The organism is Shewanella sp. 8A (assembly GCF_023475945.1).
Taxonomy (GTDB): Bacteria; Pseudomonadota; Gammaproteobacteria; order Enterobacterales; family Shewanellaceae; genus Shewanella; species Shewanella xiamenensis.
The window spans coordinates 11,189-34,311 of sequence record NZ_JAMDJP010000014.1; the positions used below are offsets into that span (position 1 = coordinate 11,189).

General features: G+C 45.9%; 18 protein-coding genes. 1 reads left to right on the forward strand and 17 read right to left on the reverse strand.

Annotation, left to right across the window (positions count from 1 at the left end; translation table 11 throughout):
- Positions 1–679: 679 nt before the first annotated feature.
- Positions 680–2,062: a Na+/H+ antiporter NhaC family protein gene (locus M0413_RS12395; protein ID WP_037418738.1), complete on the forward strand. Its 1,383-nt coding sequence runs from the start codon at positions 680–682 to the stop codon at positions 2,060–2,062.
- 213 nt (positions 2,063–2,275) lie between these two features.
- Here M0413_RS12395 and M0413_RS12400 read toward each other — a convergent pair whose 3' ends face one another.
- From M0413_RS12400 to M0413_RS12480, 17 genes are all read right to left on the reverse strand, one after another.
- Positions 2,276–2,491: a DUF2897 family protein gene (locus M0413_RS12400; protein ID WP_037418741.1), complete on the reverse strand. Its 216-nt coding sequence runs from the start codon at positions 2,489–2,491 to the stop codon at positions 2,276–2,278.
- Between the two features lie 28 nt (positions 2,492–2,519).
- Complete coding sequence (gene kdsB, locus M0413_RS12405) at positions 2,520–3,257, reverse strand: 8-amino-3,8-dideoxy-manno-octulosonate cytidylyltransferase KdsB (RefSeq protein ID WP_011622622.1); 738 nt, start codon at positions 3,255–3,257, stop codon at positions 2,520–2,522.
- 82 nt (positions 3,258–3,339) lie between these two features.
- Positions 3,340–4,410, reverse strand: a complete 1,071-nt coding sequence (kdnB, locus tag M0413_RS12410; RefSeq protein WP_088585631.1) for a 3-deoxy-alpha-D-manno-octulosonate 8-oxidase KdnB — start codon at positions 4,408–4,410, stop codon at positions 3,340–3,342.
- A gap of 19 nt (positions 4,411–4,429) precedes the next feature.
- A complete protein-coding gene (kdnA, locus tag M0413_RS12415) occupies positions 4,430–5,617 on the reverse strand; it encodes an 8-amino-3,8-dideoxy-alpha-D-manno-octulosonate transaminase KdnA (protein ID WP_037418748.1) in 1,188 nt (395 codons plus the stop codon).
- A gap of 349 nt (positions 5,618–5,966) precedes the next feature.
- Entirely contained in the window at positions 5,967–6,572 is a 606-nt protein-coding gene (gene can, locus M0413_RS12420; protein WP_037418751.1) for a carbonate dehydratase, read from the reverse strand.
- Positions 6,573–6,993: 421 nt separating this feature from the next.
- Complete coding sequence (locus tag M0413_RS12425) at positions 6,994–7,431, reverse strand: substrate-binding domain-containing protein (RefSeq protein WP_037418757.1); 438 nt, start codon at positions 7,429–7,431, stop codon at positions 6,994–6,996.
- Positions 7,432–7,441: 10 nt separating this feature from the next.
- Positions 7,442–8,620 (reverse strand): porin, encoded by a 1,179-nt coding sequence (locus tag M0413_RS12430; protein ID WP_249554412.1) that lies wholly within the window; start codon positions 8,618–8,620, stop codon positions 7,442–7,444.
- A gap of 243 nt (positions 8,621–8,863) precedes the next feature.
- Positions 8,864–9,694, reverse strand: coding sequence for an alpha/beta fold hydrolase (locus M0413_RS12435; protein ID WP_169547650.1), 831 nt, complete (start codon positions 9,692–9,694; stop codon positions 8,864–8,866).
- 67 nt (positions 9,695–9,761) lie between these two features.
- Positions 9,762–10,514: a M15 family metallopeptidase gene (locus tag M0413_RS12440; protein ID WP_413740214.1), complete on the reverse strand. Its 753-nt coding sequence runs from the start codon at positions 10,512–10,514 to the stop codon at positions 9,762–9,764.
- Between the two features lie 5 nt (positions 10,515–10,519).
- Positions 10,520–11,665, reverse strand: coding sequence for a succinyl-diaminopimelate desuccinylase (gene dapE, locus M0413_RS12445; RefSeq protein WP_249554414.1), 1,146 nt, complete (start codon positions 11,663–11,665; stop codon positions 10,520–10,522).
- The gene (locus M0413_RS12450) at positions 11,662–12,006 is read right to left on the reverse strand and encodes an ArsC family reductase (RefSeq protein ID WP_483151790.1); all 345 of its coding nucleotides are present in this window, start codon (positions 12,004–12,006) and stop codon (positions 11,662–11,664) included. The genes dapE and M0413_RS12450 overlap by 4 nt, the downstream gene beginning before the upstream one ends.
- 244 nt (positions 12,007–12,250) lie before the next feature.
- Positions 12,251–14,920, reverse strand: a complete 2,670-nt coding sequence (locus tag M0413_RS12455; RefSeq protein WP_249554416.1) for a TonB-dependent receptor plug domain-containing protein — start codon at positions 14,918–14,920, stop codon at positions 12,251–12,253.
- A gap of 454 nt (positions 14,921–15,374) precedes the next feature.
- A complete protein-coding gene (gene umuC, locus M0413_RS12460) occupies positions 15,375–16,649 on the reverse strand; it encodes a translesion error-prone DNA polymerase V subunit UmuC (RefSeq protein WP_249554418.1) in 1,275 nt (424 codons plus the stop codon).
- Positions 16,646–17,053 carry a translesion error-prone DNA polymerase V autoproteolytic subunit gene (gene umuD, locus M0413_RS12465; RefSeq protein ID WP_229777742.1) on the reverse strand — a complete coding sequence of 136 codons (408 nt, stop codon included), beginning with the start codon at positions 17,051–17,053 and terminating at the stop codon, positions 16,646–16,648. Before umuD ends, umuC begins: the two co-directional genes overlap by 4 nt.
- Positions 17,054–17,154: 101 nt before the next feature.
- Positions 17,155–18,297 (reverse strand): hypothetical protein, encoded by a 1,143-nt coding sequence (locus M0413_RS12470; protein WP_249554420.1) that lies wholly within the window; start codon positions 18,295–18,297, stop codon positions 17,155–17,157.
- Positions 18,298–18,544: 247 nt separating this feature from the next.
- On the reverse strand, positions 18,545–21,061 hold the full coding sequence (locus M0413_RS12475; RefSeq protein ID WP_249554468.1) for a glucan 1,4-alpha-glucosidase: 2,517 nt from the start codon (positions 21,059–21,061) through the stop codon (positions 18,545–18,547).
- A 129-nt stretch (positions 21,062–21,190) separates the two neighbouring features.
- On the reverse strand, positions 21,191–22,786 hold the full coding sequence (locus M0413_RS12480; protein ID WP_249554422.1) for an MFS transporter: 1,596 nt from the start codon (positions 22,784–22,786) through the stop codon (positions 21,191–21,193).
- Between the last annotated feature and the right edge of the window lie 337 nt (positions 22,787–23,123).

A 23,123-nucleotide genomic window follows, 5' to 3' on the forward strand; every position in this document is an offset into this window, starting at 1 on the left:
GATTTAAGGAAGGGGCATTGAGCACAAATACCATGTTTTTTTTATTAAACGTACTAGTTAAATATGCTTTAACCTGGCATTAAATAAATTTATACAAGTTATATGTGCCGTTATTGTGTCTAATTTTGATTTTTTATACTGCATCTTGTTATGGGGTTAGCCTTTGTACCTATCAATTAGGCTGCATTGGCTCATGCACTCTGTTTTACTACAACCGCATTACCCTAGGGGCAAGATGTTAGTAAAAATGTTAATCAGTGTTTGCTTAACTGCTGATTTATCAGAGTTGATTTAAGTTAATGTCGCATTATCCTGCATTCGGTAATTTTTCCATATTTAGGCAGATTAACTGAATGCTTATTAAGCATTTAGGTTGAAATAAAAAATTCATCACACTCTGGTTATTTTGTTTAAAATCAAGTTGATAAATCGTTTTTTAATTCAAGATGAAAAATTATTTAGCGCTAGCATAAATTTATAGTTGACTCGATATTCGATGCGCTTTATTTTCTGCGCGATGTTTTCGGCAGGGCACCTAAGATAACAAGCTTTTAGCAGGTTTTATCAGCGGAGTTAGTCATCATGAAGCAGCAATATTGGCGTCCGTTATCGAGGTGATTTCAGGCGCTGTTCTAAAAACTTTTGCCTTTTAGGCGACTTATTTAGAGGACCTAAGTGCATGTCTGAACCGACAGCGTTAAGTCTTATTCCACCTTTGGTGGTATTGGTGTTGGCCGTTTGGTTACGCCGCCCCATTTTATCTTTGATCATTGGTGCGGTAACGGGTTTTTTGTTACTTGATCCAACGCAAGTTTTAAATAATTTTGCAAGTACTTCATTAAAAGTCATGGCCGATGAAACTATCGGTTGGTTGATTTTGGTGTGTGGCTGTTTTGGTGCCTTGATTGCGCTGTTAGTACGTACTGGCGGTGCTTTGGCATTTGGTCGAAATGCATTGAAATTTGCAAAAGGGCCAAGATCTTCCCTGTTTATGACCTTTATTCTGGGAATTGTGATTTTTATTGATGACTATCTGAATGCGCTAACTGTGGGTGAAACCATGAAGCGTGTAACGGATAAGTTTAAAGTCTCCCGCGAAATGCTGGCTTATGTGGTGGATTCCACAGCGGCTCCTGTGTGTGTATTAGTGCCGCTCTCCACGTGGGCGGTGTTTTTTGGTGGCTTACTGGTCGATAACGGTGTGGCCGCTGAAGGTCAGGGCATTAGCGTCTACATGCAAGCTATACCCTATATGCTTTATGCTTGGTTAGCCGTCGCGATGGTATTACTGGTTGCATTGGGCGTGGTACCTGCTATTGGCCCGATGAAAAAAGCCGAGCTGCGCGCAGCAAAAGGCGAGCCCGCTGAAGCGCAAGTCGATTTAGACCAAGTGCAAACCTCTGATGAATATGCCATCGCGGCAATTGAAGAAGAGTTTAAGCATGCTGACAATCAAGGCAAATTGCATAACTTTTTAGTGCCAATTTTATTACTGGTTGCTTTTACCGTTTATTTTGATATCGACGTGTGGAAAGGGTTATTAGCGACGCTGGTTATCACGCTCCCTTACTATGCAGTTCAGCGTTTGATGCCTCTCTCTGAAATGATGGATCAAATGATTGATGGTTTTAAGAGCATGTTGCCAGCTATTGGTACCGTAATAGCGGCATTTGTGTTTAAAGATGTGTGTGATGCGCTATTACTGCCACAGTACGTGATTGAATCTTTAAGCCCATTTATGACGCCTAAGCTGTTACCTGCCGTGGTATTCCTATCAATGGCGATTTTGGCCTTTGCGACGGGTTCTAGTTGGGGAATTTTTGCAGTAACCATCCCAATCGTGATGCCTCTGGCGCAATCGGTGGGTGCGGATATTCCATTAGTGATTGGTGCGCTGTTGTCGGCTTCTTCTTTTGGTAGCCAAGCGTGTTTCTACTCTGATTCAACCGTTTTAGCTGCCCAAGGCTCGGGTTGTAACTTAGTAAGCCATGCTGTGACTCAGCTACCTTATGCGTTAATTGCAGCGGTTATTGCATTCTTTGGCTTTATCCTGATTGCTTAATGCGTGACTTAATACATAAAAAACCAGCTTCGGCTGGTTTTTTTATGCGCGAATGTTAATTGTAGCTTTGTGCTAACCGCTAGTTTATGGATGAATCACTTGAGTTCGTTTGTTACAAAATCTGAAGTAGGATTTAAAGGGATGGTAAGAAATGCAAAAAGGCGCCGATGCGCCTTTTTGTGAGGGGAGATCAAGATGAATGTTAATCTTAGTCTATTTGGACTGATTCGATGACTTATCTGGATTTTGCGTTTCGTTACCATCGGCTTCGTGTGGAGGCTGAGTCATGTCGGATTTTAGTTGTTTCTCTTTATCGTGCTGACCAAACTGTGGCAGTTTGAATTTGGCACTGTATTTCAGTGCGGCAAGATTGCTGGCAATCACACCTACCACCAAAATTATAATGATCCACACTTCTAAGCTCGACATAACAACTCCTTATTGAGCAACACCCTGATTAATCAACGGCTAAACGCTGCTCACACTTACGAATATCTTCTGGCGTGTCAACTTCGATTGAGTCGAAGGCACTGATGGCAACTTTGATCTTATGGCCATGTTCTAGAGCGCGTAGCTGCTCTAACTTTTCAAGATCTTCGAGACGACCTAAAGGTAGGGCTGCAAAGGCTTGCACAAATCTGCGTGTGTAAGCATACACGCCTAAGTGCTTGTAAACTGGATAATCTTTGGTATCGCGACCGAAGGGAATCCGCGCGCGGGAGAAATACAGCGCGTAATAGTCGTTATCGAACACCATCTTCACATGCATAGGATCGTCAAGTTCGGCCTTGTTGACAATTTCATAGCCGAGGGTCGCCATTTCAAACTCGCCTGGATGACGTTCGAAGAGGCTGATCACTTGCTCGATGGAAGTCGGGTCGATTAGGGGTTGGTCGCCCTGAAGGTTGATGACCAGATCGTCATCCTTTAAACCTAATTGGTTAATCGCATCATTGATACGGTCTGTGCCCGATGCCGCATCAGGGCTGGTCATGACCACTTTGCCGCCAAAACCTTCTACGGCGCTTTTAATACGCTCATCATCGGTTGCAACGTAAATATTGGTGAGGCCTTTGGCTAACGACGCGCGTTCATACACGTGTTGGATCATCGGCTTGCCGTTAATCGGGGCTAAGGGCTTGCCCGGGAAGCGGCTTGAACCATAACGCGCCGGGATTAACAGAGTCACATTCATTAAATTATCCTACTTTATCAGAGATATGCAGTGTAGATAGACAAAAGGGCTCACAATGAGCCCTTGTCATCTGCTTGAGAGCTTAAATGCGACGGAACAGGGCAGTCAACATTTCGTCAGTGACTTTCTCTTCCCATGTTGGGCCGTACACGTTTGCCCATAATGGACCCATGCTCTTAGTCACGGCAACCATTTTCGCGATGGTTTCATCTGGTAGATCTTTACAGATGTTCTTTGGCAGAGTGATGTTGTGTTTCTTCATCATCTGACGGAACTCTGCCACACCTTCTGGGTAGAATTCTTCTAACACGTCAAAGGCGATACAGTTACCGATACCATGGTGGTAGCCGAGGATGTAAGACAGACCATAGGATACCGCGTGGCATGCACCTACTTGGCTGTAAGCGATACTCATACCGCCCATAAATGACGCCATCATCAGCTTGTCGTCTTTTTCTGGGTGATCTTCTAAGTACACTTGGCGGCAAAGCTCCATGGCTTTTTCGGCATAGGCTTTAGAGAATTCGTTTAAGAAGGTACCTTCTAAGGATTCCACACAGTGGATATAGCAATCCATACCGGTGTAGAACCACTGGTCAGTTTCAACGCCATCGATTAACTCTGAGTCCATGATGATTTGGTCGAACACAGTGTAGTCTGAGTTCAGACCTAGTTTACGCACTGGACCACACAATACCGCTGTGCGTGATGCTTCAGCACCGGTACCAGAAATTGTTGGAATACCAATGTGGTGTACCGCTGGGTTTTTGATTAAATCCCAACCTTGGTACATGGCTGAGCCGCCTGGGTTGGTCAGCATTAGCGATACCGCTTTTGCCACGTCCATGGTTGAACCGCCACCTAAACCAACGACGCTGACGGGCAGTTTGCTATTGAAAGCTTGCACTTGTTCGGTCAGGGCATCGATTTGAATCGTGCTTGGCTCTTCATCAACGTTAACCCAAATCAGTAAGTCTTGGGCTTTGACTGGGATGCGTGCTTCGAGTGGTTTGCCTTGGTGAACGTCATCGACTAAAAATACCACGAAGTCATCGTCGTTTTTACGCTGTGCAGCTAAGACGTCGTCTAACTGAGCGAAAGAGCCACGACCGAAGATCATCTTTTCAACTACTTTAAAATTTTTAAAACTCATTGCAAAAACTCCCGTTTAATTATTGGGCAAATGCTTTCTTAATGTTTTCAATACGCTCGGCAATCTGAGCATCGGTCCAAGACAATTTAATGAGCATAGAAATAGTGCGGCTCATAATGGCATCAGATTTCGGCACAGAAATTTGAGTATAGTCAGGTCGGTCGGCGATTAATGTGATTGGTAACGCAGCAGGGGCCTTAAGCTCCTGAATGTGTTTCCAGTTTTTCAGATAATGCCAGTTGTTCACGTACCAGTAGAAGCAGCCATCTACACCATTTGCAGCTAATTTCTTGCTGATCTCTTGGGTACGGGCTTCTGTTGGTAACATAAAGCTTAAGAAGCCAGCTGAATCACCCTCTGGATCGGGGATTTCGCGGAAGCTGACTTCAGGAATGCTCGCCATAGCTTCTTTAATGGCTTTTTTGTTTTTACGTTGAATGTCGATAATGGTATCGAGTTTACGTAACTGGGCTAACCCTAAGGCCGCATTCATTTCAGATATACGGAAATTCAGACCCATAATCGGGTGTGACTCGGCGCCACGGTCTTTACCAATATGGTCATGGCCATGATCGGAGAACTGGTGGGCGTTATCGTAAATTTCGGTGTTATTGGTGATCACCGCGCCGCCTTCACCACAGGTGATGGTTTTAACAGAATCGAAAGAGTAACAACCGACATCACCGATAGTACCGAGGGCTTGGCCCTTGTAGCTGCCGCCAATGGCTTGGCAAGCATCTTCTAACAATACTAAGTTGTGCTTTTTACAAATGGCTTTGATTTCGTCCATCTTGGCCATAGAGCCACACATGTGTACTAAGTTTACCGCTTTAGTACGTGGAGTAATTGCCGCTTCAATGCCCTCTGGTGATAAACACAGGGTTTCGTCGATTTCGGCAAAAATCGGTACTGCACCGGCCATGAAAATCGCTTCTACAGACGCAACAAAGGTAAAAGGTGGCACGATAACTTCATCGCCAGCGCCAATGCCCGCGGCCATCATCGCCGTTTGCAGCGCGGCTGTACCGCTTGATAACAGATGAGCATGCTTAACATTCATTTTCTCGCAGAGCAGTTGCTCCATATCGCGAGTCTTCCAGCGATCATTACGCATATGGTCGAAGTTATAACGGAAGGTAAAGCCGTGCTCCATCACATCGGCAACTTCTTGTTTTTCTTCTGGACCAAATAATTCAAAACCGGGCATGGAAGGTATCTCCTTAGAATTTGTGGCGCATGGTCGCGCTGCAATTAACTGGCGGATTATAACTGGGCTAAAGATCCCTTGCGATGTTTTCTTGATGAAAATAAGGTCATGTTGAGATTTCGCGCTTAGTTTTTGCTCACTTAGCAAGACTAGATGAATGAAATGATAAATGTTGTCTAACGCGATGAAGTGAAATGGTCTCCTTGAGATAGATTTTGGTCATTCCTCGTAAATGAATAGCGAGTCTTTGCCTTTAGGGCGTAAAACCAAAAACCTGCACCGTGGCAGGTTTTTGTGGTGTAACCTTGTCATGCAATCTCGGTGTTAATCTCAATCGCAGTATGAGCATTTACACGACTTGTGCACGGTCTACCGTAACATCAAGATCCGTTAATAGACCATTATCGATACCGTAAATCCACCCATGGACAGCCAGTTCTTGGCCGCGAGACCAGGCTTCTTGCACGATAGTACTGCTGGTCACATTGGAAACCTGTTCAATCACATTGAGCTCACACAGGCGATCAAAACGTTTGGCTTCATCCATTTGCATTAATTCATCATGATGTAGGCGATAGACATCGCGCAAATGGCCGAGCCAGTTATCGATAAGTCCAAGGCGCTGATTACCCATTGCGGCACGTACACCACCGCAGCCGTAGTGACCGACGACCATAATATGTTTCACTTTAAGCACATCGATGGCGTATTGCAGTACTGACAGGCAGTTAAGATCGGTATGGATCACCATATTGGCTATATTGCGGTGAACAAAGACTTCGCCAGGCATTAAATCGATGATTTGGTTAGAAGGGACTCGGCTGTCTGAACAACCAATCCAGAGATACTCAGGGTTTTGCTGTTTTGCCAGTTGTTCAAAAAAATCAGGGTGTTCTTGACTGATGCGTCCGGCCCAACGGCGGTTATTATCGAATAAGGGTTTGAGTAATTTCATTTTAACCTATTGTTTTATTGGACATATTAAAATGTCTTTTGCCCTAAATGATGCAAGCCGCACCTTTTTTGCGATTGAGTATACCAGCAAAATCGTGGCCTCTGGTCTATCCAATTAAGTTTAAACTCAGGTTTGAACGTGACTTAATTCCATCAACAGTTAAATAATTTGGTCTAATGCTTTGAATTTTTAGGGATAAAATTTATTTACCCTACACCTAAGAGCTCAATGTTACTGTTGGCAAAAGAGGGAACACGGGAATGAATGGGTAAATCTGTTATTGCGCATGGCGCAATCACGCTGAGCTTTTCGTTTAACTTAGGCCGGGTTTGTATATATCTATATGATTTAAATGATTAATGCAAAAATTAGATGCCTTCTTATTGAAAGAAGGCATCAATAGGTACAATCAGGTTAATCCCTAAAACTTACCTACAACTTTGACATTGGGCGTCACTTCTGCTGCATCCACAAAGCCGATCATATTTGGATTGGCGGCGACGAGAGTAAGAATCTCAGCACTGGATTCGACTACTTTAGGCGGTTGTCCTTGTCCAGAAAATACGAGTTTTGACCAATAGGCTTTTAACTGACTTTCTGTTTTATTGAGGATTTGTTTTACAAAGGCTTCCCTGACAGGTGAGCCTTCCGCTTGATCGAGTGCGACAATCGTGCCTCCTGTCGAAAAGGTTTTAAGCTTTCCCGAATAAATTCTTGAAATATCGGCAGCTGATATCTCTGAACTGTTCGAAGGGTGAACGATTACGGCGATTTCCGCTTGAGCCCATTGACTGAGCAATAGGAGTGCACACAAGCTGATTGGCTTGACGATGTATTTAGCAATGTGAGGTAAATTCATAAATGACTCCTTAGAAAACAAGATCAACAGCCATGCTTAAGAGTTGTTCGTCGGAGGTCGGCTTATCATTACTGTAATTGGTGTATTCCAGTTTTAGCGCCGCAGAGGGATGAAAATCCCAGCGGGTTCCGATGATGTAATAGGAACTATCCTCTTGTTGTGCTTCTAATGCGGCTTTCGTTCCCATCACTAATGGCGCGAGAGCTGCTTGATTGGCCGGTGGTAGGGCGTTGTAGACAGGCAACATTGCATCATAGGCATTATATTGTGGGTCACCTTTATCAATGCCATAGGTTAAATGGAAGGTAAAATCATGGTAACGAACACCCGCTGAAACAAAGGCAGAATCTTGAATATTAAAACTGCTAGGGTCGACGTCTATTCGGGTGTATTCCGCTAATATAAACCACTTTCCTGCGTCATATTTGACGTTAGCGCCAATAAGTAAGGCACTATCCTCTATCGCTAATAAGTCATTTACAACTTGATCATCGAATAAACCTGTTTGGGAAATGGCTTCACCCAAACCAAGTAGTGCTGGCAGTTCATATGAGAAATCCGTGACTATCCCTACATTTAAACCGTACTCAAATCCAGCGGTGCTAAAATTGAAGTTCATAATATGGCCCTTGGCGGAAAAGGGCGCTGGGGGCGTTGATGAACCAACAGGCGCATAGTCAGACACCGATGTCGTAATATATTTATAGGTTAAGCCAACTTCAGTATTGCCCCATAAATCTGAATAAACTAAACCAACGCCTTCGCCAGAATTAAAGGGGAGCGAATAGACTCCCCTTGGTGGCGTTATCCAATGGTAGGCATAGCCAACATCGATATAATCGGAATATTTGTAAAGATTAAATCGTTGTCTTCCAGCCATTAGCATCACCTTATCGCTAATGTCATAGGAAATATAAGCCCATTCAAACTCTGCACTATAATCGTCACTGCCACGGGAGAGGACTTGTGCGGTTGCTCGTAAGCCGCTCCCTAAATCTGCAGCAAATTGTAGTGCGACTTTGGAGTCATTATTAAAGTCGATTTCTTTATCATAACCGTAGTAACTTTTATCATCGGATAAACTTGAGCCAGCAACAATGGAGGCAAAGCCGTTTATTTCAACATTCGCGTAAAGGGATGGAATATAGAGTGCGGTCAACACACCTAATGCAACTGTACTTTTTCTCATGTTAGGAAACCTTTTTGAGGGAATACAGTTTAAAGGTAGTTGAATTTTTGGTGTTTTCACGATTTTGCAACATTTTTGAGGGCCAGTTAACAAATCGATGTTTGTTAAGCCTCAAGTGGGATAGCACTCCAAGATTATTGGAAAAGGTTTCGAGTAATAGGCAAAAGACTCATTCTTATTGAGGGTTCTAGAATATGAATCTGTTAGAGCATGGGTGACATGCTCTAACCATCATGGTGCGTATTAAGCGTATTGGCTCAGAAATGCTAATAATTGCTGATTAACAAATTCGGCTTGTTCTAGACTTGAAATATGGCCAGCATTTGGAATATGCACTAATTGGCTGCCATTAATGGCATCACTCATCAAATAACTTTCTAAAACACTGCGCGCCTTGTCTTCTACACCCACCATGATTAAGCAAGGTAAGGTAAATTGTTCGGCAAATTCTAGGGTATCGCGCCGACCAAAAATGATCCGTCCAAGTTTTACTATGTCGGGAATGCGTTCTGGCGTTAGCGCAGCTAAGTCGCTTTCAAAACGTTGCACTAATTCGGGATTATTCGCTTTGGCATTATCTGCAAAAAACAGCGGTGAAATTGCTTTGATAAGTGCTGGCGGAATACTGCCAGCGGTTTGGATCATGTCTAACATCCCAAAATATTTGGCACGGGTGATTTCTGGCTCAAAACCAATAAAACTGTCCAGCATGGCAAGCGTCTTGACGCGAGCAGGCGCCTTAAGCACCAGCTCTGCCCCCCACATGGCGCCCACGGATAAACCGATGAGGGAAAATGTCTCAAGTTCGAGGGCGTCCATCAGGGCTAACATATGCTCACTAATGTCTAACAGGCTATGGCAGTTTTCCGGTACGGTGCCAGATTGGCCGTGTCCCCAGAGATCGGGGACGATACAGCGGTAGCTTTTGCTTAAGAGCGCAATTTGTGGCGCCCACATGGCGCTGTCCCACAGGTAGCTGTGGCCAAATAACAGGGCAGGGCCTGTGCCAATATCAAGGTAACTAAGTTGGCTACCCGCGATGCTAATTTGTTGTCTGTATGATGATAAATCCATAAAACCTACTTAATCTATAAAACCAAAAACGGGAAGGGACGTCGGCTAAAACGTTCAGAAAAAGCCATTAAGGCTGCGCAATCCGATGTACATATTCCGCTACTAACTCGGGTAAACGCCGGATCACGGCGTCTTTTAGCAACATATCGCTCTGCTGGATAACCTGCGCTAAGGCCTGAACCTCAAATTGGGGTAACAGGGTTTGAGACACGGGGAAATAGCTAATATGCCAAGGCTCTGCACTTACCGCGCTTTGGCCTTTCTGGAACGGAAAATAAAACCCAAAATCCTTGGCATTAGCCACTAGCCACTGGTGCAAGTGGGCGCAGGGGCCGCCGTCACGGTATTCGGCGTCCACCAGACGCAGGGATTTGACCTCAATTTGCTCGGCATCAAATACATCGATATCCGTTCCCCAATGGTGACGCGAAGCACCAGGCAGTGCCGACCAGAGTAAGATCAAATCGACTAACTCATCATCGCTGAGCGGCCCGATATCCACGGGCTGCTCATTGATATCCAGGACCACTCGTTTACCGCTGGCCTTGGCATTCCAAATGGCGAGTTGCCGATCGAAGGGGCGATAGGCAGAGCAAATCGCTAGCTTAATACCGTCTTTGGCGGCACTGTCGGCCATTGCCTGAAAGGCAAGGGCGGTTTGTGACTCTAACTTAAACCGCGTTTCTCGCTGATGATAAGGGCTGAGTAACTCAACGAGCACTAAGTCGCTCATTGAGTCAGAGTCTAGATCCGCTGTTAAACCTGTCTCTCCCCTTGGCTCTAGACCATAGAGCAGGGCTTTTTTTGCCGTGATTGCCATGGTGTTTAACACAGTAATTGTTCCAAAATCACTTCGTAACACAGCGCTAATTGTTCTAGATCGTCTACCTTCACGCACTCGTTCACTTTATGGATTGTGGCGTTTACTGGGCCAAGTTCCAACACTTTGGCGCCCGTTGGCGCAATAAAGCGCCCATCGGAGGTGCCGCCGGTGGTTTGTGGATCGGTATCATAGCCCGTGACTTGACGAATAGCATGGCGGGTCGCATCTAACAGTGGGCCTTCGCCGGTTAAAAAGGGTAAGCCGTTGAAGGTCCAGCTGATGTCATAATCCAGTTCGTGGGCGGTTAATAAGGCTTCCACGCGCTCGATGAGTATCTCGGCGGTCACTTCGGTGGAATAGCGGAAGTTAAACATCACCTCCAAGGCGCCTGGGATCACGTTCGATGCGCCCGTACCGCCGTTAATGTTGGCGATTTGCATGCTGGTGGGCGGGAAGAATTCGTTGCCATTATCCCAATGGGTTTGGCTTAACTCGGCTAAAAAGGGGGCGGCTTTGTGGATAGGGTTATCCGCAAGGTGCGGATAGGCCACATGGCCTTGAATACCTTTAACGGTTAAGTTGGCGGTGAGACTACCACGGCGGCCATTTTTAACCACATCACCGAGTTTTAAGGTCGACGAGGGTTCACCCACCAATGCCCAAGTGATTTTTTCATTACGGGCTTCTAGGGTGTCGATAACCCGTGTGGTGCCATTGATAAAGGGGCCTTCTTCATCGCTAGTGATTAAAAACGCAATCGAGCCAGGATGATTTGGGTGCTTAGCCACAAAACGTTCGGTTGCGACGATCATGGCGGCGAGCGAGCCTTTCATATCGGCAGCACCGCGGCCATAGAGGTAACCGTCAATAATGGTTGGCTCAAAAGGCGGAGTATGCCAGCGGCTTAAATCGCCTGTTGGTACGACATCGGTATGGCCGGCAAAACAAAATACCGGGCCTGTATTACCGCGCCGCGCCCACATATTGGTGGTGTCTTCAAAGACCATGGGCTCAATATTAAAGCCTATAGCGGCAAGACGTTCGGCCATTAAGCTTTGACAGCCTTCATCTAGCGGTGTGACCGAAGGACGAGCGATTAACGCTTTAGTCAGTTCGGTAACCGGGTGAGTATTCGAAGCGTACGTCATAGGGAAAACACCTTCTTATATTCGGCTTCGTTAAAGCCCACTAGCACTTGTTCACCCACAACCAGCACTGGGCGCTTGATCAGTGTCGGGTGAGTGAGCATTAGTTGAATGGCTTTGGCTTGGTCGATATCCGCTTTATCGGCATCACTTAAGGCGCGAAAACTGGTACTGCGTTTATTAAAGACGGTTTCCCATCCTGCAATTTGACACCAATGCTGCAGATCCTTTTCTGCTAATCCATCTTCCCTAAAGTCATGGAAGTTGACCGAAAGTTGATGGGTTTCAATCCATTTACGTGCTTTACGCACAGTATCGCAATTTTTAATACCAAAAAGGGTCAAGATGATGCTCCTATCGAGGGGCGCCGTTGGCACGCATTGATTTTGCTCGCATTGTGGCATTGTGCGCTGGATGCTACAAGGGGATATTGCCTAGGGCATGTTGAGAATAAGGTAAGATAGCCGCAAAGATTTGATAGGTGGTCGATGTAGGTAAAAGTGAAATATTTGATGTTAATTTGGGTATCAGTATGCAAATAAAAAGCCGAGCAAATATGCTCGGCTTTGTCTTTGGAAATGTTTTTAATTAAAAGTTCATTTCCAGAGCGAGGTAATACTCACGGCCTACTACGTTGTAGTAAGAACGTGGATAATGTGGCCACGATGACTGGGTTTGATCAATCTCAGGGCCCGCATCAAACAAGTTGTTGATGCCGGTTGAGATTTTTAGTGCATCGTTGACAAGATAACTTGCTGACCAGTTCACTTCAACATGGCTGTCGATCGTTACGCTGTAATCTGCGTCCAGACCATTTTCGACAAAGTAATCCATGCGATCGCCATTCATGCTGTCAGTGTATTTGAACAATAAGTTAGTCGCAAAATCGTTATAGCTCCAACCTAAGTTCAAGTTACCGCGGATTTTAGGCGCTGAACCTTCACCATCAATAAGATCTAATGCCTCTGAATCTGGGGTTAATTGCTCTTCCCATTTCAGTAAGTAGGTGCCTTCTAAGCGGGCGGTTAAATCACCTAAGTTGGCAGTTTCATAGCGATAACCGATAGAGAAGTCGATACCAGAGGTTTTTTGTGATGACATGTTAATCGCTTGGGTATTCACCTGAATTAACTTGCCATTCGCATCACGTATAATTTTGTCTGTAAATGCATCTGAATGATCCAGAATATATTGGGCGCTAGGATCATTCACTAGGTTATCGATTTCAACAATCCAGTAATCTAATGTCAGATTGAGATCGTTGTAATCCCATACCATACCAAGGTTATAGTTTTTACCTGTTTCAGCTTCTAACTCAGGGTTAGCACCAATGGTAATTGGCAAGGATTCGATCTTATCGCAAGCAGGACCAGGGCCAGAGGCTTCACAAGTAGGAGTATCAATCACAGTACTATAGGCTGACGTGGGTTCTCCAAATAAACGCTGCATATCTGGAGCACGGAAAGTCTCTGCATATAGACCACGTAGCAGTAAGCTGTCGATAGGACGGTATTCTACAGCCACTTGAGGACTGAATTGACCACCCACATCTGATTCGTCATCGTAATAGTCGTAACGGCCAGCTAAGGTCACTGTGAGGTTTTCAATCACAGGAACAGCCACTTCAGCGTAGCTAGCATATTGTTCACGTTCACCTTGAGCGCTGCTACCGCCTTTACCCATGACACCGCCGTTAGTGGTAAAGCTATCGGATTTGTCATAAAACCATTCTTTGCCATATTCGATACCAGCAGCATAAGCTACGGCGCCTGCTGGTAATTCAAAGACTTCGCCACTAATACCGGCGTTAAAGCTTGATAGGGTTGATTGACCTTTTTTACCACCTTGATAATCCAGCATGGCGGCATCTTCATTGGAAATAACATCCAATAGAGAATCACCATTGGTTCCTTCGGTCAAATAATCCCACATACTTTGGTAAGTTGGTGAACCCGTTGTGGTAGATTCTACGGTTTGGCGGGCAATAGACCAAGATGTGTCATATTCGATGCCTTCAGTCAGATAACCTTTACCACCGATCAAGAACGAGAAGTTATTGGTTTCAAAATCAGAAGTTCGTGGACCTAACTCTGACATACGACGAGTGTAGAAATATTCTCCATCGGCTGCGCTGGCAAAATCACCGCCAAAGGCTGATGATTTTTTGAAGGTTTGTGAGAGGCCTTTTGACTTGTTGTAGATAGTGACATCATCGCCAACTACTTTATATTTAAAGTCATCACCGACAGTTGCTGACTCAATTTCGGTAAAAGTTGAGGCATGTGTATAGTCAATTCGGGAGTAGAGCTGATGGTCATCATTCAGTTCTTTGGTGAGGTTCACCATAGTTGAATAGCGTTTTTGTTCTGGAGAGAAATCCCGTTGTGGCGAGCGATCAAAACCGCAGCGACCATTGGACATCACTTGATAACCACGTGCCTCACATTCTGCAGCAGATAAGGTTTTAAACAGTTTATTATCGCTGGTGACAATGTTCGCACCATATGAACTGTAAGCCGCATAAGGGTTGCCCGGAACGATATCTGTTCCCCATTCTGGGCGATCTGTTCCTTTTAAGGCTTGACGATCTTCGTATTCGGCGAAGAAAGTTAGGTTCGCTTTATCGCTGCTTACGCCCGTCATAAAGGAGAATTGGTTGTTTTGTAAGCCACCATCAACGGTATCGGAGAAGCGATATTTCAAGGTGCTTTGCTCAACATCTTTTTTCAAGATAATGTTGATAACGCCGCCCATGGCATCCGAGCCGTAAATGGCTGATGCACCTGTGGTTAAGATCTCAATGCGTTCAATCGCTCCTAACGGAATGTTTGCGGTATCGACAAAACTATCTGTACCACCAGCCCCAAAAGGATATTTAGGTACGCGTTTACCATTGATGAGGGTCAGCACACGGCCGGCACCCACACCACGCAGGTTCACTGCTGAGGCTGCTGGGGTGAAACCATGCACTTCTTGCTGAGTCATGGAGCCGCCAGAGTTTTGCGATAGGTTACCTAAAACATCTTGGACTGAGTTAAACCCGCCTTTTTCAATGTCGGCTGCACTGACAACCACTACAGGTGAAGCATTCTCAAGATCGGTACGCTTAATACGTGAACCAGTTACTTCGATACGCTCAACTTTATCCTCGGCAACCGCGGTTTCATCAGCTGCGAAAACCAATGGTGATAAAGATGTTGATACTAAAGCAAGTAAACTAAAACGAACCGCACGTGCAACGGTTGTTTGCGTAATCATATTTTCATTCCCTTAACAATGCCGTGATGATCAGGAAGGGTTTCATCAAGGCTTATATTTTATGTGCAACTGCCCTCCATAGTCGGAAAACTATCATTAACAACTTTAATATCAACAGCTTAATTGTTTGTTTTGTGTTAATCGCGTGTTACTAATGTAAACTTGCGGAAGCTAATTAAGGTTGGCTTGAAGTAATAAGATGCGGTGCTGCATGTGAAAAAGGCTAGATTGTATCGCAATGTAACGTAACATCATCTTTACAATGTCAATCTTTAGGCTGAATTTTTTGTTTAGGTCAGTTTTGAATAATGTGATCGCTATCAATTTAAGATTAAAGGTGTTAATAGCATGAATCTTATTAGCTGTTGAAATATAGACCATTATTGACTGTGTTTTAGCGGATTTAACAAATGGAACAGCTCTAGCATATTATTTCGTTATTCATGCTTATGGCTTATTTTATTATCGGAATATGTCTCCATTGGGTAGTGTAGCGGGGAGAGAGTTGACCACGCTTCATTCTCCAATCGGCATTCAGTCCTTGTCCTGCAAATTGAATATTTCCTTTACCACTGTGATTGATACCATCAAGCAGTTTCATCAATTCTTTACTTTTAGGTTGTGGTTTGGCCTCGTCAAACAAGCCTAATTGAAATACTCCCGGCGCATAAAAATCTCCTAGCATGACGCCAGCTTTAGCATAGGCGGGACCTGCACGCCAAAGCCGATGCAATAGTCGCTGCGCTAATTCGATAAAATCACGGGTATCGTCACTGGGATACACAAGATGACCTGTGAGTACTTGGCTATATTGGGGCTGATGTTGCGTAAAATAACTGCTGCGAATAAACACCGATAAGGTGCGGGCAAACTGCCCCTCCGCTCGCAATTTCTCGCAGGCCCTAAAGGTATAGTCACTGATAGCCTGCTGCATCGCCTCAAAGGTGGTAATACGTGCGCCAAAGGAGCGCGAGCTGATGATTTGCTGCTTTGTCGCTACCACCTGCTGAATATCATCACAGGCAATACCGTTAAGCTCGTACACCGTTCGCTCAACCATGACGGAAAAATTGTCTCGGATAAGTTTAGGATGGGCATCTGCAAGCTGTAGAGCGGTATGGATGCCCATCAGTTTTAAACGTTGCGCAATTTTTCGGCCAATGCCCCAAACTTCATCAATGGGAGTGAGCGCCATTAACCGGCGTTGGCGTTCTTTATCGCGTAAATCGACAACGCCTTGGGTGGCGGGATACTGTTTTGCGGCATAGTTAGCTAGCTTGGCTAAGGTTTTGCTCGGCCCAATTCCTACGCAGACACTGATCCCTATCCATTGCTGGATCCGCTGACGAATATCCATGGCTAACTGGTTAATATCTTGACATTTATCGAGCCGAGACAAATCCAAAAAAGCCTCATCGATTGAATAGACTTCAACCCTAGGCACCATCTGCTCAAGTGTGGTCATGACGCGATTTGAAATATCAGCGTAAAGGGCATAGTTGGACGAAAATACCGCCACATTATGGGCGCGGATCATCTCCATCACTTGATAAACTGGCACGGCCATTTTTATGCCTAATTGCTTTGCTTCCGATGAACGCGCGACGACACAACCATCGTTATTTGACAGCACAACGATAGGTTTGCCCTGTAGATCGGGCCGAAACATACGCTCACAGGACGCATAAAAATTATTACAGTCTACGAGGGCGAATAAGTTGGCGGTCATTTGAGTTTTTTCACCACGCAAGTCACGACACCGAATAGGTCTAACTCTGACTCGTGGCTCAGTGGAATTGCACTGTAGGCTGGGTTACATGGCAATAATTGCACCACAGGACGTAATTGCAATTGCTTTACCGTAAATTCCCCATTGATGGCCGCCACTACAATATCCCCATGGGTGGCTTGTAAGGCTCGGTCAACCACTAATATATCACCAGAGGAAATTCCGGCATCGACCATCGAATCGCCTTGAACTTTGACAAAAAAGGTTGCGGTGGGGTGTTTGATACAAAGCTCATTTAGATCAAGCGATTGCTCAATATAATCATTGGCGGGAGAAGGAAATCCCGCCGCCACCGATGTGCTAAAGAAAGGATATTGGATTTTTGATTGTTCAGGAGTAACCATGATCATATGCATCTATATACTGTACATATACACAGTATAAGCTAACTTTAGCACATGTCGAAGGCGTTTATGTCATGTATTTGCTTAAGTAAACAATCACCCTATTGGAGTCTCGTGATCAAGCGTGCTCTTTGTGGCTCGAGCTCATCAAAATCTTGTTGGTAACGGTCTAATGATGTAATGCCAGAGCAGAGTACAAATTTACCAAGTGGGTTATATATAAATTGGCTCATGTCAGCGATTGACCAAGGAGCAGGGCAAGTCTGCGGAGGAGTCGTGCCATTTAAAATTTCCGCGTAACGATTCGCTGTGTCTTGATCTTTCATTAACGGTGTCAGCAACCATTGCGTCACGTTTGTGGTGATATCTTCATCATCAATTGTCTGCAATGCTTTGGCCATGGCTGTAAAGTAATACCATTCACCCATTTTTATTTTTTCAAATGTAGTCACCTCAGCAGGGATCGGCGTTTGCCAGCTAGTGGGGATGACGTTGCTTAATTGAGAGGCTGGCAGTTGGCCTAGTATCAATTCGCCAAATTTCATATTTGTTGTGATGCCGTTTTGACTAACGGTTTTTATCAGTAGCACATGGGTGTTAGCTGCTACGCGTTGCCAAAACAACATATCTTGATTAATCACATCGGCAACCTGCTGCGCAGACATGGTTTGAGCGTGAGCCAGTAAATCGATGAAGTAGAGTTTTTGTGCCGTGAGCAGATGTGAAAGTGACGGAGAAGACAAAAAGACATTAAATTGGCTGCCTTCTTGCCAGGTATCTAACTGAATTAATGTTTTATATCGCGTGATTAATTCGGCGTTTGTTGCGATGAGTTCGTCAAAAGACGTTTGTTCTGTCAGTACAGGGAGACAACTGGACAGAAAATCATCACGGTTAAGGCATTCGTTAAAAGGGGTTTGCGGTTTGTCTATAGGAGTTGTGTTTAGCGTTGGGGAGCGTTCCAAAATGCCAAGCTGTTGTATGCTTTTAAGTCGAGAAATCCCTGCATCCATCGGTGAGGCGCCACTATTCACATCAAAGCCCAGCGCATAGAGATACGCATTCTGAGCTTGGTTATTCGCTAATGCCTTATCACTCTTTTGAATTTCGTCTAGGTAGGTTTTGGCCTGCTCTGAAGCTGGGCTATCTTTTATGTTGATGGCGGCAAGGATCAGATAAAGACTCACTGGCACCAAGAATAACGTGAGCAAAATCCATTTGATTACGGTTTTTAAAGGCTTCATCAAAACTCCATTTATCGATAAATTAACAAAAGCGCAAGTATCTTAACATCTTGACGGACTTATGTAAGTCAATTTTTTATTGAAGTAACGGCAATAAAAACAAGTATTCACATAAAAACAGAGAATGCTTTTACGGTGCGCAGAATGGATGATGTGGGGCGAATTAAAGGAGTATGCTGTTTTTCATCATAAAGCCCACACAACTAATCTTGTGCGGGCTTTATTGACTCGTATCAGTATTAAAACACTATTTCAACGCTTCTGAGACGATAGGGTAGTTATCCCAGACTCGACCATCGCTCATTGAACGTACCAGCTTGATATATTCAGCATGGGTCCAGGCGAGCGGGGTGGCGGAGTTAGTGCCTTGGCCGAGTTGATATTGGTAACGAGTGGCGTTACCCACACCGTCCCATGCTTGTTCGGGGAGCATTAGACCCGCGTTGGCGAAGGTTTCCATCCCTTGTACATAGGTATTGATAAGTTGCTGCTTGGTTTGCTGTGCGTGAGCACCGCTTAGCTCTCCCTTGGCGCTGGCAAGGGCCAATTCAAAATGCCCACGCTCGCCAGTAAAGAAGGGCCAGACGCGGCCGCGTTGGTTGTCGCTATTACTGCCCGATTCGGCGTAGTTTGCGCCAGTGAGAGTATCTTCACCGTAGCCATCGTTACCGTAACGCCTAAAGCCGGGAACGCTGCTGCCATCTTTGGCAGTAAAGTTGTATTTGAGGCGTAAATTGTCCTCAAGCTCGGTATTATCCACCAGCGCTAGGCTTTGATTAATCAGCTTATCGGTGGCGCCACGCACGCCATAGCGCACCAGTTCTAAAAAGCCGCCATCGAGGATCTGACGTTGATCTAATCCCGCACGGCCATTATTGGCGGCGAGTTGCTCGGCGCTGTTTGGTTCGCCATTGGGGCTTAATCGCAGATAATAAGGCGCCTTAATGCCTTGGCTATCTGTGAGCAAACCTTGGGTCGTCACTAAGTGTTTTTCAAGTTGTTGATTAAGCGTTTTAGCGGTCGCTAAATAACGCTGACTGGCATCGCTGTCGTTTACTGCCTTGGCAATATCACTCGCAGCCACTAAGCCTGCGATCACTGCGGCCGTGGTGGAGGGCGAATAACCTGCCTGTTCTTCCCAACGTTCTTGTTGGGTTTTTGGTGGCGTAATTTGGGTGTGATTCCAGTCAAGATTGACTTCGCCGCCGCTGACTAAAAAGTCCGCCGCAGCTTTTAACATCTCTTGATACCAATGGTTCAGTTCAGCTTGACTGAGTACGCCTGCCTGCCAGAGTTTCCAGCCGAGCATGATAGGCATCGCTGTTTGGTCGAGCTGTACGCCCACCCATTCAATTTGGCCGTCCACATGGGTCTTTTGTAAAAACCAACCGGGTGTGCCGCTAAAGCCTGGGGTTTTATCGCTCACTTGCACCTTTTTAAGATATTCAAAGGCGACTTTAGGTGTTTGGGTATCGCCCATGGCGAGAAATGCCATGGCGCACTGGTAAAAGTCGCGCGGCCAAACGGCCTTGTAACCCGTGCTGGGTGTGACAGCAGGGACGGTATCGCCCCAAGGATTAGAAAGCGACGCGATAAGGGCGCCCGCGTAGGTTTTATCTTCCTGCGCCTTGAGTACCATGGCACTGGTATACAGCAGCTTGCCATTATCTGTTGTGCTTTGCGCCATAGCTGGCATCGCGGGCAGCGATTGTAAATAACTGTGCCAACCGGCGTTGTATTGGCTCAGCACCGCATCATACCCCGCCGTTAAGCTGGCGTTGGCATTGGCTAAACTGCTGGCCTCATCCTGGCCAAAACCAATCGCAAAATTCACATTAAGAGGTTGATTAGCTTGGAGTGCTGGATAACTGGCGGTAAAGGCAATGTTGCCTTGAGTAGGCTTTTCGGCGCTGCTGGTGGCCTGATACAACGTATCGAGCTTGCCGTTATCGGCTAAATCGGCCAAACCGTCGGATACACCGACAAAACCGGTAGTCGCCTGCGCAAAATCGATATCTGATTTCACCGTCATCACGCTGCTGTGGGGATTCGCCGTACGAGCGATAAGGGCTTGATGATCGATTCTGCCCATATCATTCGCGCCCGCATTATCGATATGGGGGTTAACGTATAAATGCGGTGTGATGCCCGCTTCAAAGGCGGTAAACGTCACGCGCATCATCAGCGTATCGCGGTCGGGATCGGTAAAGATATGTTTTTCTATCTGATACTTACCTTCAACGTCGCGATTGATAATCTTATAGGCCAAGGATTGTGGGCGACCGTTAGCATCGGTATCTAAGTATTCAATGCTGCTGATCGTGTTGTCTTTTTCGGTATCGACGAAGCCATTGCCGGTGATCACAAATTGCAACTCTTTGAGCTGAGCGTTGTGAATAAGGCCATACATGGTTTCGGTTAAAATCCCCTGCGCGATGGAGAACCACACGCGGCTAATGGGATTTTGCGCGCTATCCTGGTATTGCCCTTGAGTATAAGGCTCATAGGAAGTGCCGATACCGGTTTTGCCAGAGAACGCCCAGGTCGGGGCTTTGCCGGGGGCGCCGGGGGCAATTTGTACGTCTGTAGCTTTGGTGACGGTCGGTGTTGATGTGTCTGCATTGGGGGCCGAGGGTGAGCAGCCCGTTAAGCTGGCAACGCCGATAAGGCTTGCGGCAATTGCGAGCGCAATCGGCTTACGAGTTAAGTTGCGGCGGTCAGTTAAGCTGCGAACCTGCTGTGAAGGTACTGTTGTCGATGCCATATTCATCAAAATCTCCCCAATCAATAGATGGTGCTAATTGCGATTTATTCTTGTTGTAAGCTATCTGGCCATGCTTCTTGGCGTTTAGTTGCCCAAACGCCAAGGGTGCCGAGTTGTAGGATCTGCGATTTACGCTTGAGTGTACTGAGTATTCGGTTGCTCAACAAAGAGCACGGCAATCCCGGCGCAGAGCATGAGGACGCCGCCGGTGAGCAGGGCATAGATGGGTTGACCATCAAATAATCCATTGAGGATTACGCCTAAGACGCTGGCTGCAAGGAGCTGTGGGATCACGATAAAGAAGTTAAAAATTCCCATATACACGCCCATTTTTTTCGGCGGTAAGGTGCTGGATAACATCGCGTAGGGGATAGATAGAATTGAGGCCCAGGCAATACCCACCCCTATCATCGGCAGCCATAGCAGGCTGGGATCCTTGATAAAATAGAAACTTATTAAGCCAAAACCACCGCAGAACATATTAAAGGTATGGGTGAGTTTGATCCCGATCCGTTTGGCAAGTAGCGGAATAAACAGCGCCGCAATGGCCGAAAATCCATTGTAGGAGGCGAATAGTACACCCACCCAATCGGCACCATTATTGTAGGCTGGGGATAACACATCGCTGCTGCCAAAATGGTAGGACGTTACCGCCGAGGTGGTGTATATCCACATCGCAAAGAGCGCGAACCAAGAGAAAAACTGCACTATCGCTAACTGATGCATGGCCTTTGGCATATGGAATAAATCATCGACCACATTAAAGACAATACCCAGTTGCGCGCGCTGTGAGGGCGTTGATTTACCTAAGCGCAGGGCGCAGTAAAGTTGCAATGGGCCAAAGGCAAAAATCCCTAAGGTTAAAATATACAGCTGCTTATCTAAATCCTGCGTCCACACCGCAAGCGTCAGTAGTGCGCCTACAGCCATCCAAACAATAGCGGCAAATTGATAATTCTGATGGGTGCGAGTGCGATATTGTTGCTCATCTGCGCCTGCGTCAGCATTGCCATGGAAGGCGGCAAGTTCATCGGGGGAATATTCTTTGGTGGAGATCACTGTCCAAGCCACACTGAGAAACAGCACGGCGCCACCAAAATAGAAGGCATAACGCACCGAATCGGCTATTTCGCCCGCGGGCGCGGTATTGGCGACATCAAAGAAGTTACTGAGAATATAGGGCAGGGCTGATGCCACCACCGCGCCGATGCCAATAAAAAAGCTTTGCATGGCATAGCCTTGGGTGCGCTGCTTGGGAGGTAAATTATCCCCCACAAAGGCACGGAAGGGTTCCATGGCGATATTGATTGAGGCATCCATAATCCACAGCATGCCCGCGGCAATCCATAATGTAGGGGAATGTGGCATCACAAATATCGCAAGAGTCGTACAAATAGCGCCGATTAAAAAATACGGCCGACGGCGACCTAAGCGCCCCCAAGTATTATCGCTCAGATAACCAATAATAGGTTGAACCAGCAGACCCGTTAACGGTGCGGCAATCCACAGGATGGGAATGTCATCGATAGAGGCGCCAAGGGTTTGGAAAATACGGCTGACGTTGGCATTTTGCAGGGCAAAACCGAATTGGATCCCCAAAAAACCAAAGCACATATTAAAAATTTGCCAGAAATTCAGCTCGGGTTGTAGCTTATGTACGGCGCGATGCACCACCTTGGGTGAGACACTTTCTAATGGGGTAATCGTTTGTTGATCCGTGGACATGCAACTTCCCTTCAGTAGCGGACAGCAGTGCTGCCTTGAGTCATTTATCGTTATAATTTGAAAGCTTAATCAATAGCTTTGGCTCAGTTTACGCATTATTGTGCCAGTTCGGTTTGGTCGCTATAAAGGTGTGTTTTGATGCTAAAAAATAGCGAATATACCTCTCCCTCAGAAGCATATTCGCCAATAAATTCATTTTCATACTCTATGATGCAAATGCTCAGAAGCAGAAAAGAACCTAAGCCTGACAGCTATCCTCAAAGGCAACCACCAGAAACGACCTCACAGTGTTCAACCCCACAAGCAGAGGGTGGAACTAGCGAATTTATAGTAGCCG

What these genes read in the sequence shown, in the direction of transcription:
- M0413_RS12395 (WP_037418738.1), top strand. Translation starts at nt 680, where the DNA reads ATGTCTGAACCGACAGCGTTAAGTCTTATTCCACCTTTGGTGGTATTG.
- kdnA (WP_037418748.1), bottom strand. Translation starts at nt 5,617, where the DNA reads ATGCCCGGTTTTGAATTATTTGGTCCAGAAGAAAAACAAGAAGTTGCC.
- M0413_RS12400 (WP_037418741.1), bottom strand. Translation starts at nt 2,491, where the DNA reads ATGTCGAGCTTAGAAGTGTGGATCATTATAATTTTGGTGGTAGGTGTG.
- M0413_RS12480 (WP_249554422.1), bottom strand. Translation starts at nt 22,786, where the DNA reads ATGTCCACGGATCAACAAACGATTACCCCATTAGAAAGTGTCTCACCC.
- M0413_RS12435 (WP_169547650.1), bottom strand. Translation starts at nt 9,694, where the DNA reads ATGGATTTATCATCATACAGACAACAAATTAGCATCGCGGGTAGCCAA.
- umuC (WP_249554418.1), bottom strand. Translation starts at nt 16,649, where the DNA reads ATGACCGCCAACTTATTCGCCCTCGTAGACTGTAATAATTTTTATGCG.
- can (WP_037418751.1), bottom strand. Translation starts at nt 6,572, where the DNA reads ATGAAATTACTCAAACCCTTATTCGATAATAACCGCCGTTGGGCCGGA.
- M0413_RS12430 (WP_249554412.1), bottom strand. Translation starts at nt 8,620, where the DNA reads ATGAGAAAAAGTACAGTTGCATTAGGTGTGTTGACCGCACTCTATATT.
- kdnB (WP_088585631.1), bottom strand. Translation starts at nt 4,410, where the DNA reads ATGAGTTTTAAAAATTTTAAAGTAGTTGAAAAGATGATCTTCGGTCGT.
- M0413_RS12475 (WP_249554468.1), bottom strand. Translation starts at nt 21,061, where the DNA reads ATGGCATCGACAACAGTACCTTCACAGCAGGTTCGCAGCTTAACTGAC.
- kdsB (WP_011622622.1), bottom strand. Translation starts at nt 3,257, where the DNA reads ATGAATGTGACTCTGTTAATCCCGGCGCGTTATGGTTCAAGCCGCTTC.
- umuD (WP_229777742.1), bottom strand. Translation starts at nt 17,053, where the DNA reads ATGGTTACTCCTGAACAATCAAAAATCCAATATCCTTTCTTTAGCACA.
- M0413_RS12470 (WP_249554420.1), bottom strand. Translation starts at nt 18,297, where the DNA reads ATGAAGCCTTTAAAAACCGTAATCAAATGGATTTTGCTCACGTTATTC.
- M0413_RS12425 (WP_037418757.1), bottom strand. Translation starts at nt 7,431, where the DNA reads ATGAATTTACCTCACATTGCTAAATACATCGTCAAGCCAATCAGCTTG.
- M0413_RS12455 (WP_249554416.1), bottom strand. Translation starts at nt 14,920, where the DNA reads ATGATTACGCAAACAACCGTTGCACGTGCGGTTCGTTTTAGTTTACTT.
- M0413_RS12440 (WP_413740214.1), bottom strand. Translation starts at nt 10,514, where the DNA reads ATGGCAATCACGGCAAAAAAAGCCCTGCTCTATGGTCTAGAGCCAAGG.
- dapE (WP_249554414.1), bottom strand. Translation starts at nt 11,665, where the DNA reads ATGACGTACGCTTCGAATACTCACCCGGTTACCGAACTGACTAAAGCG.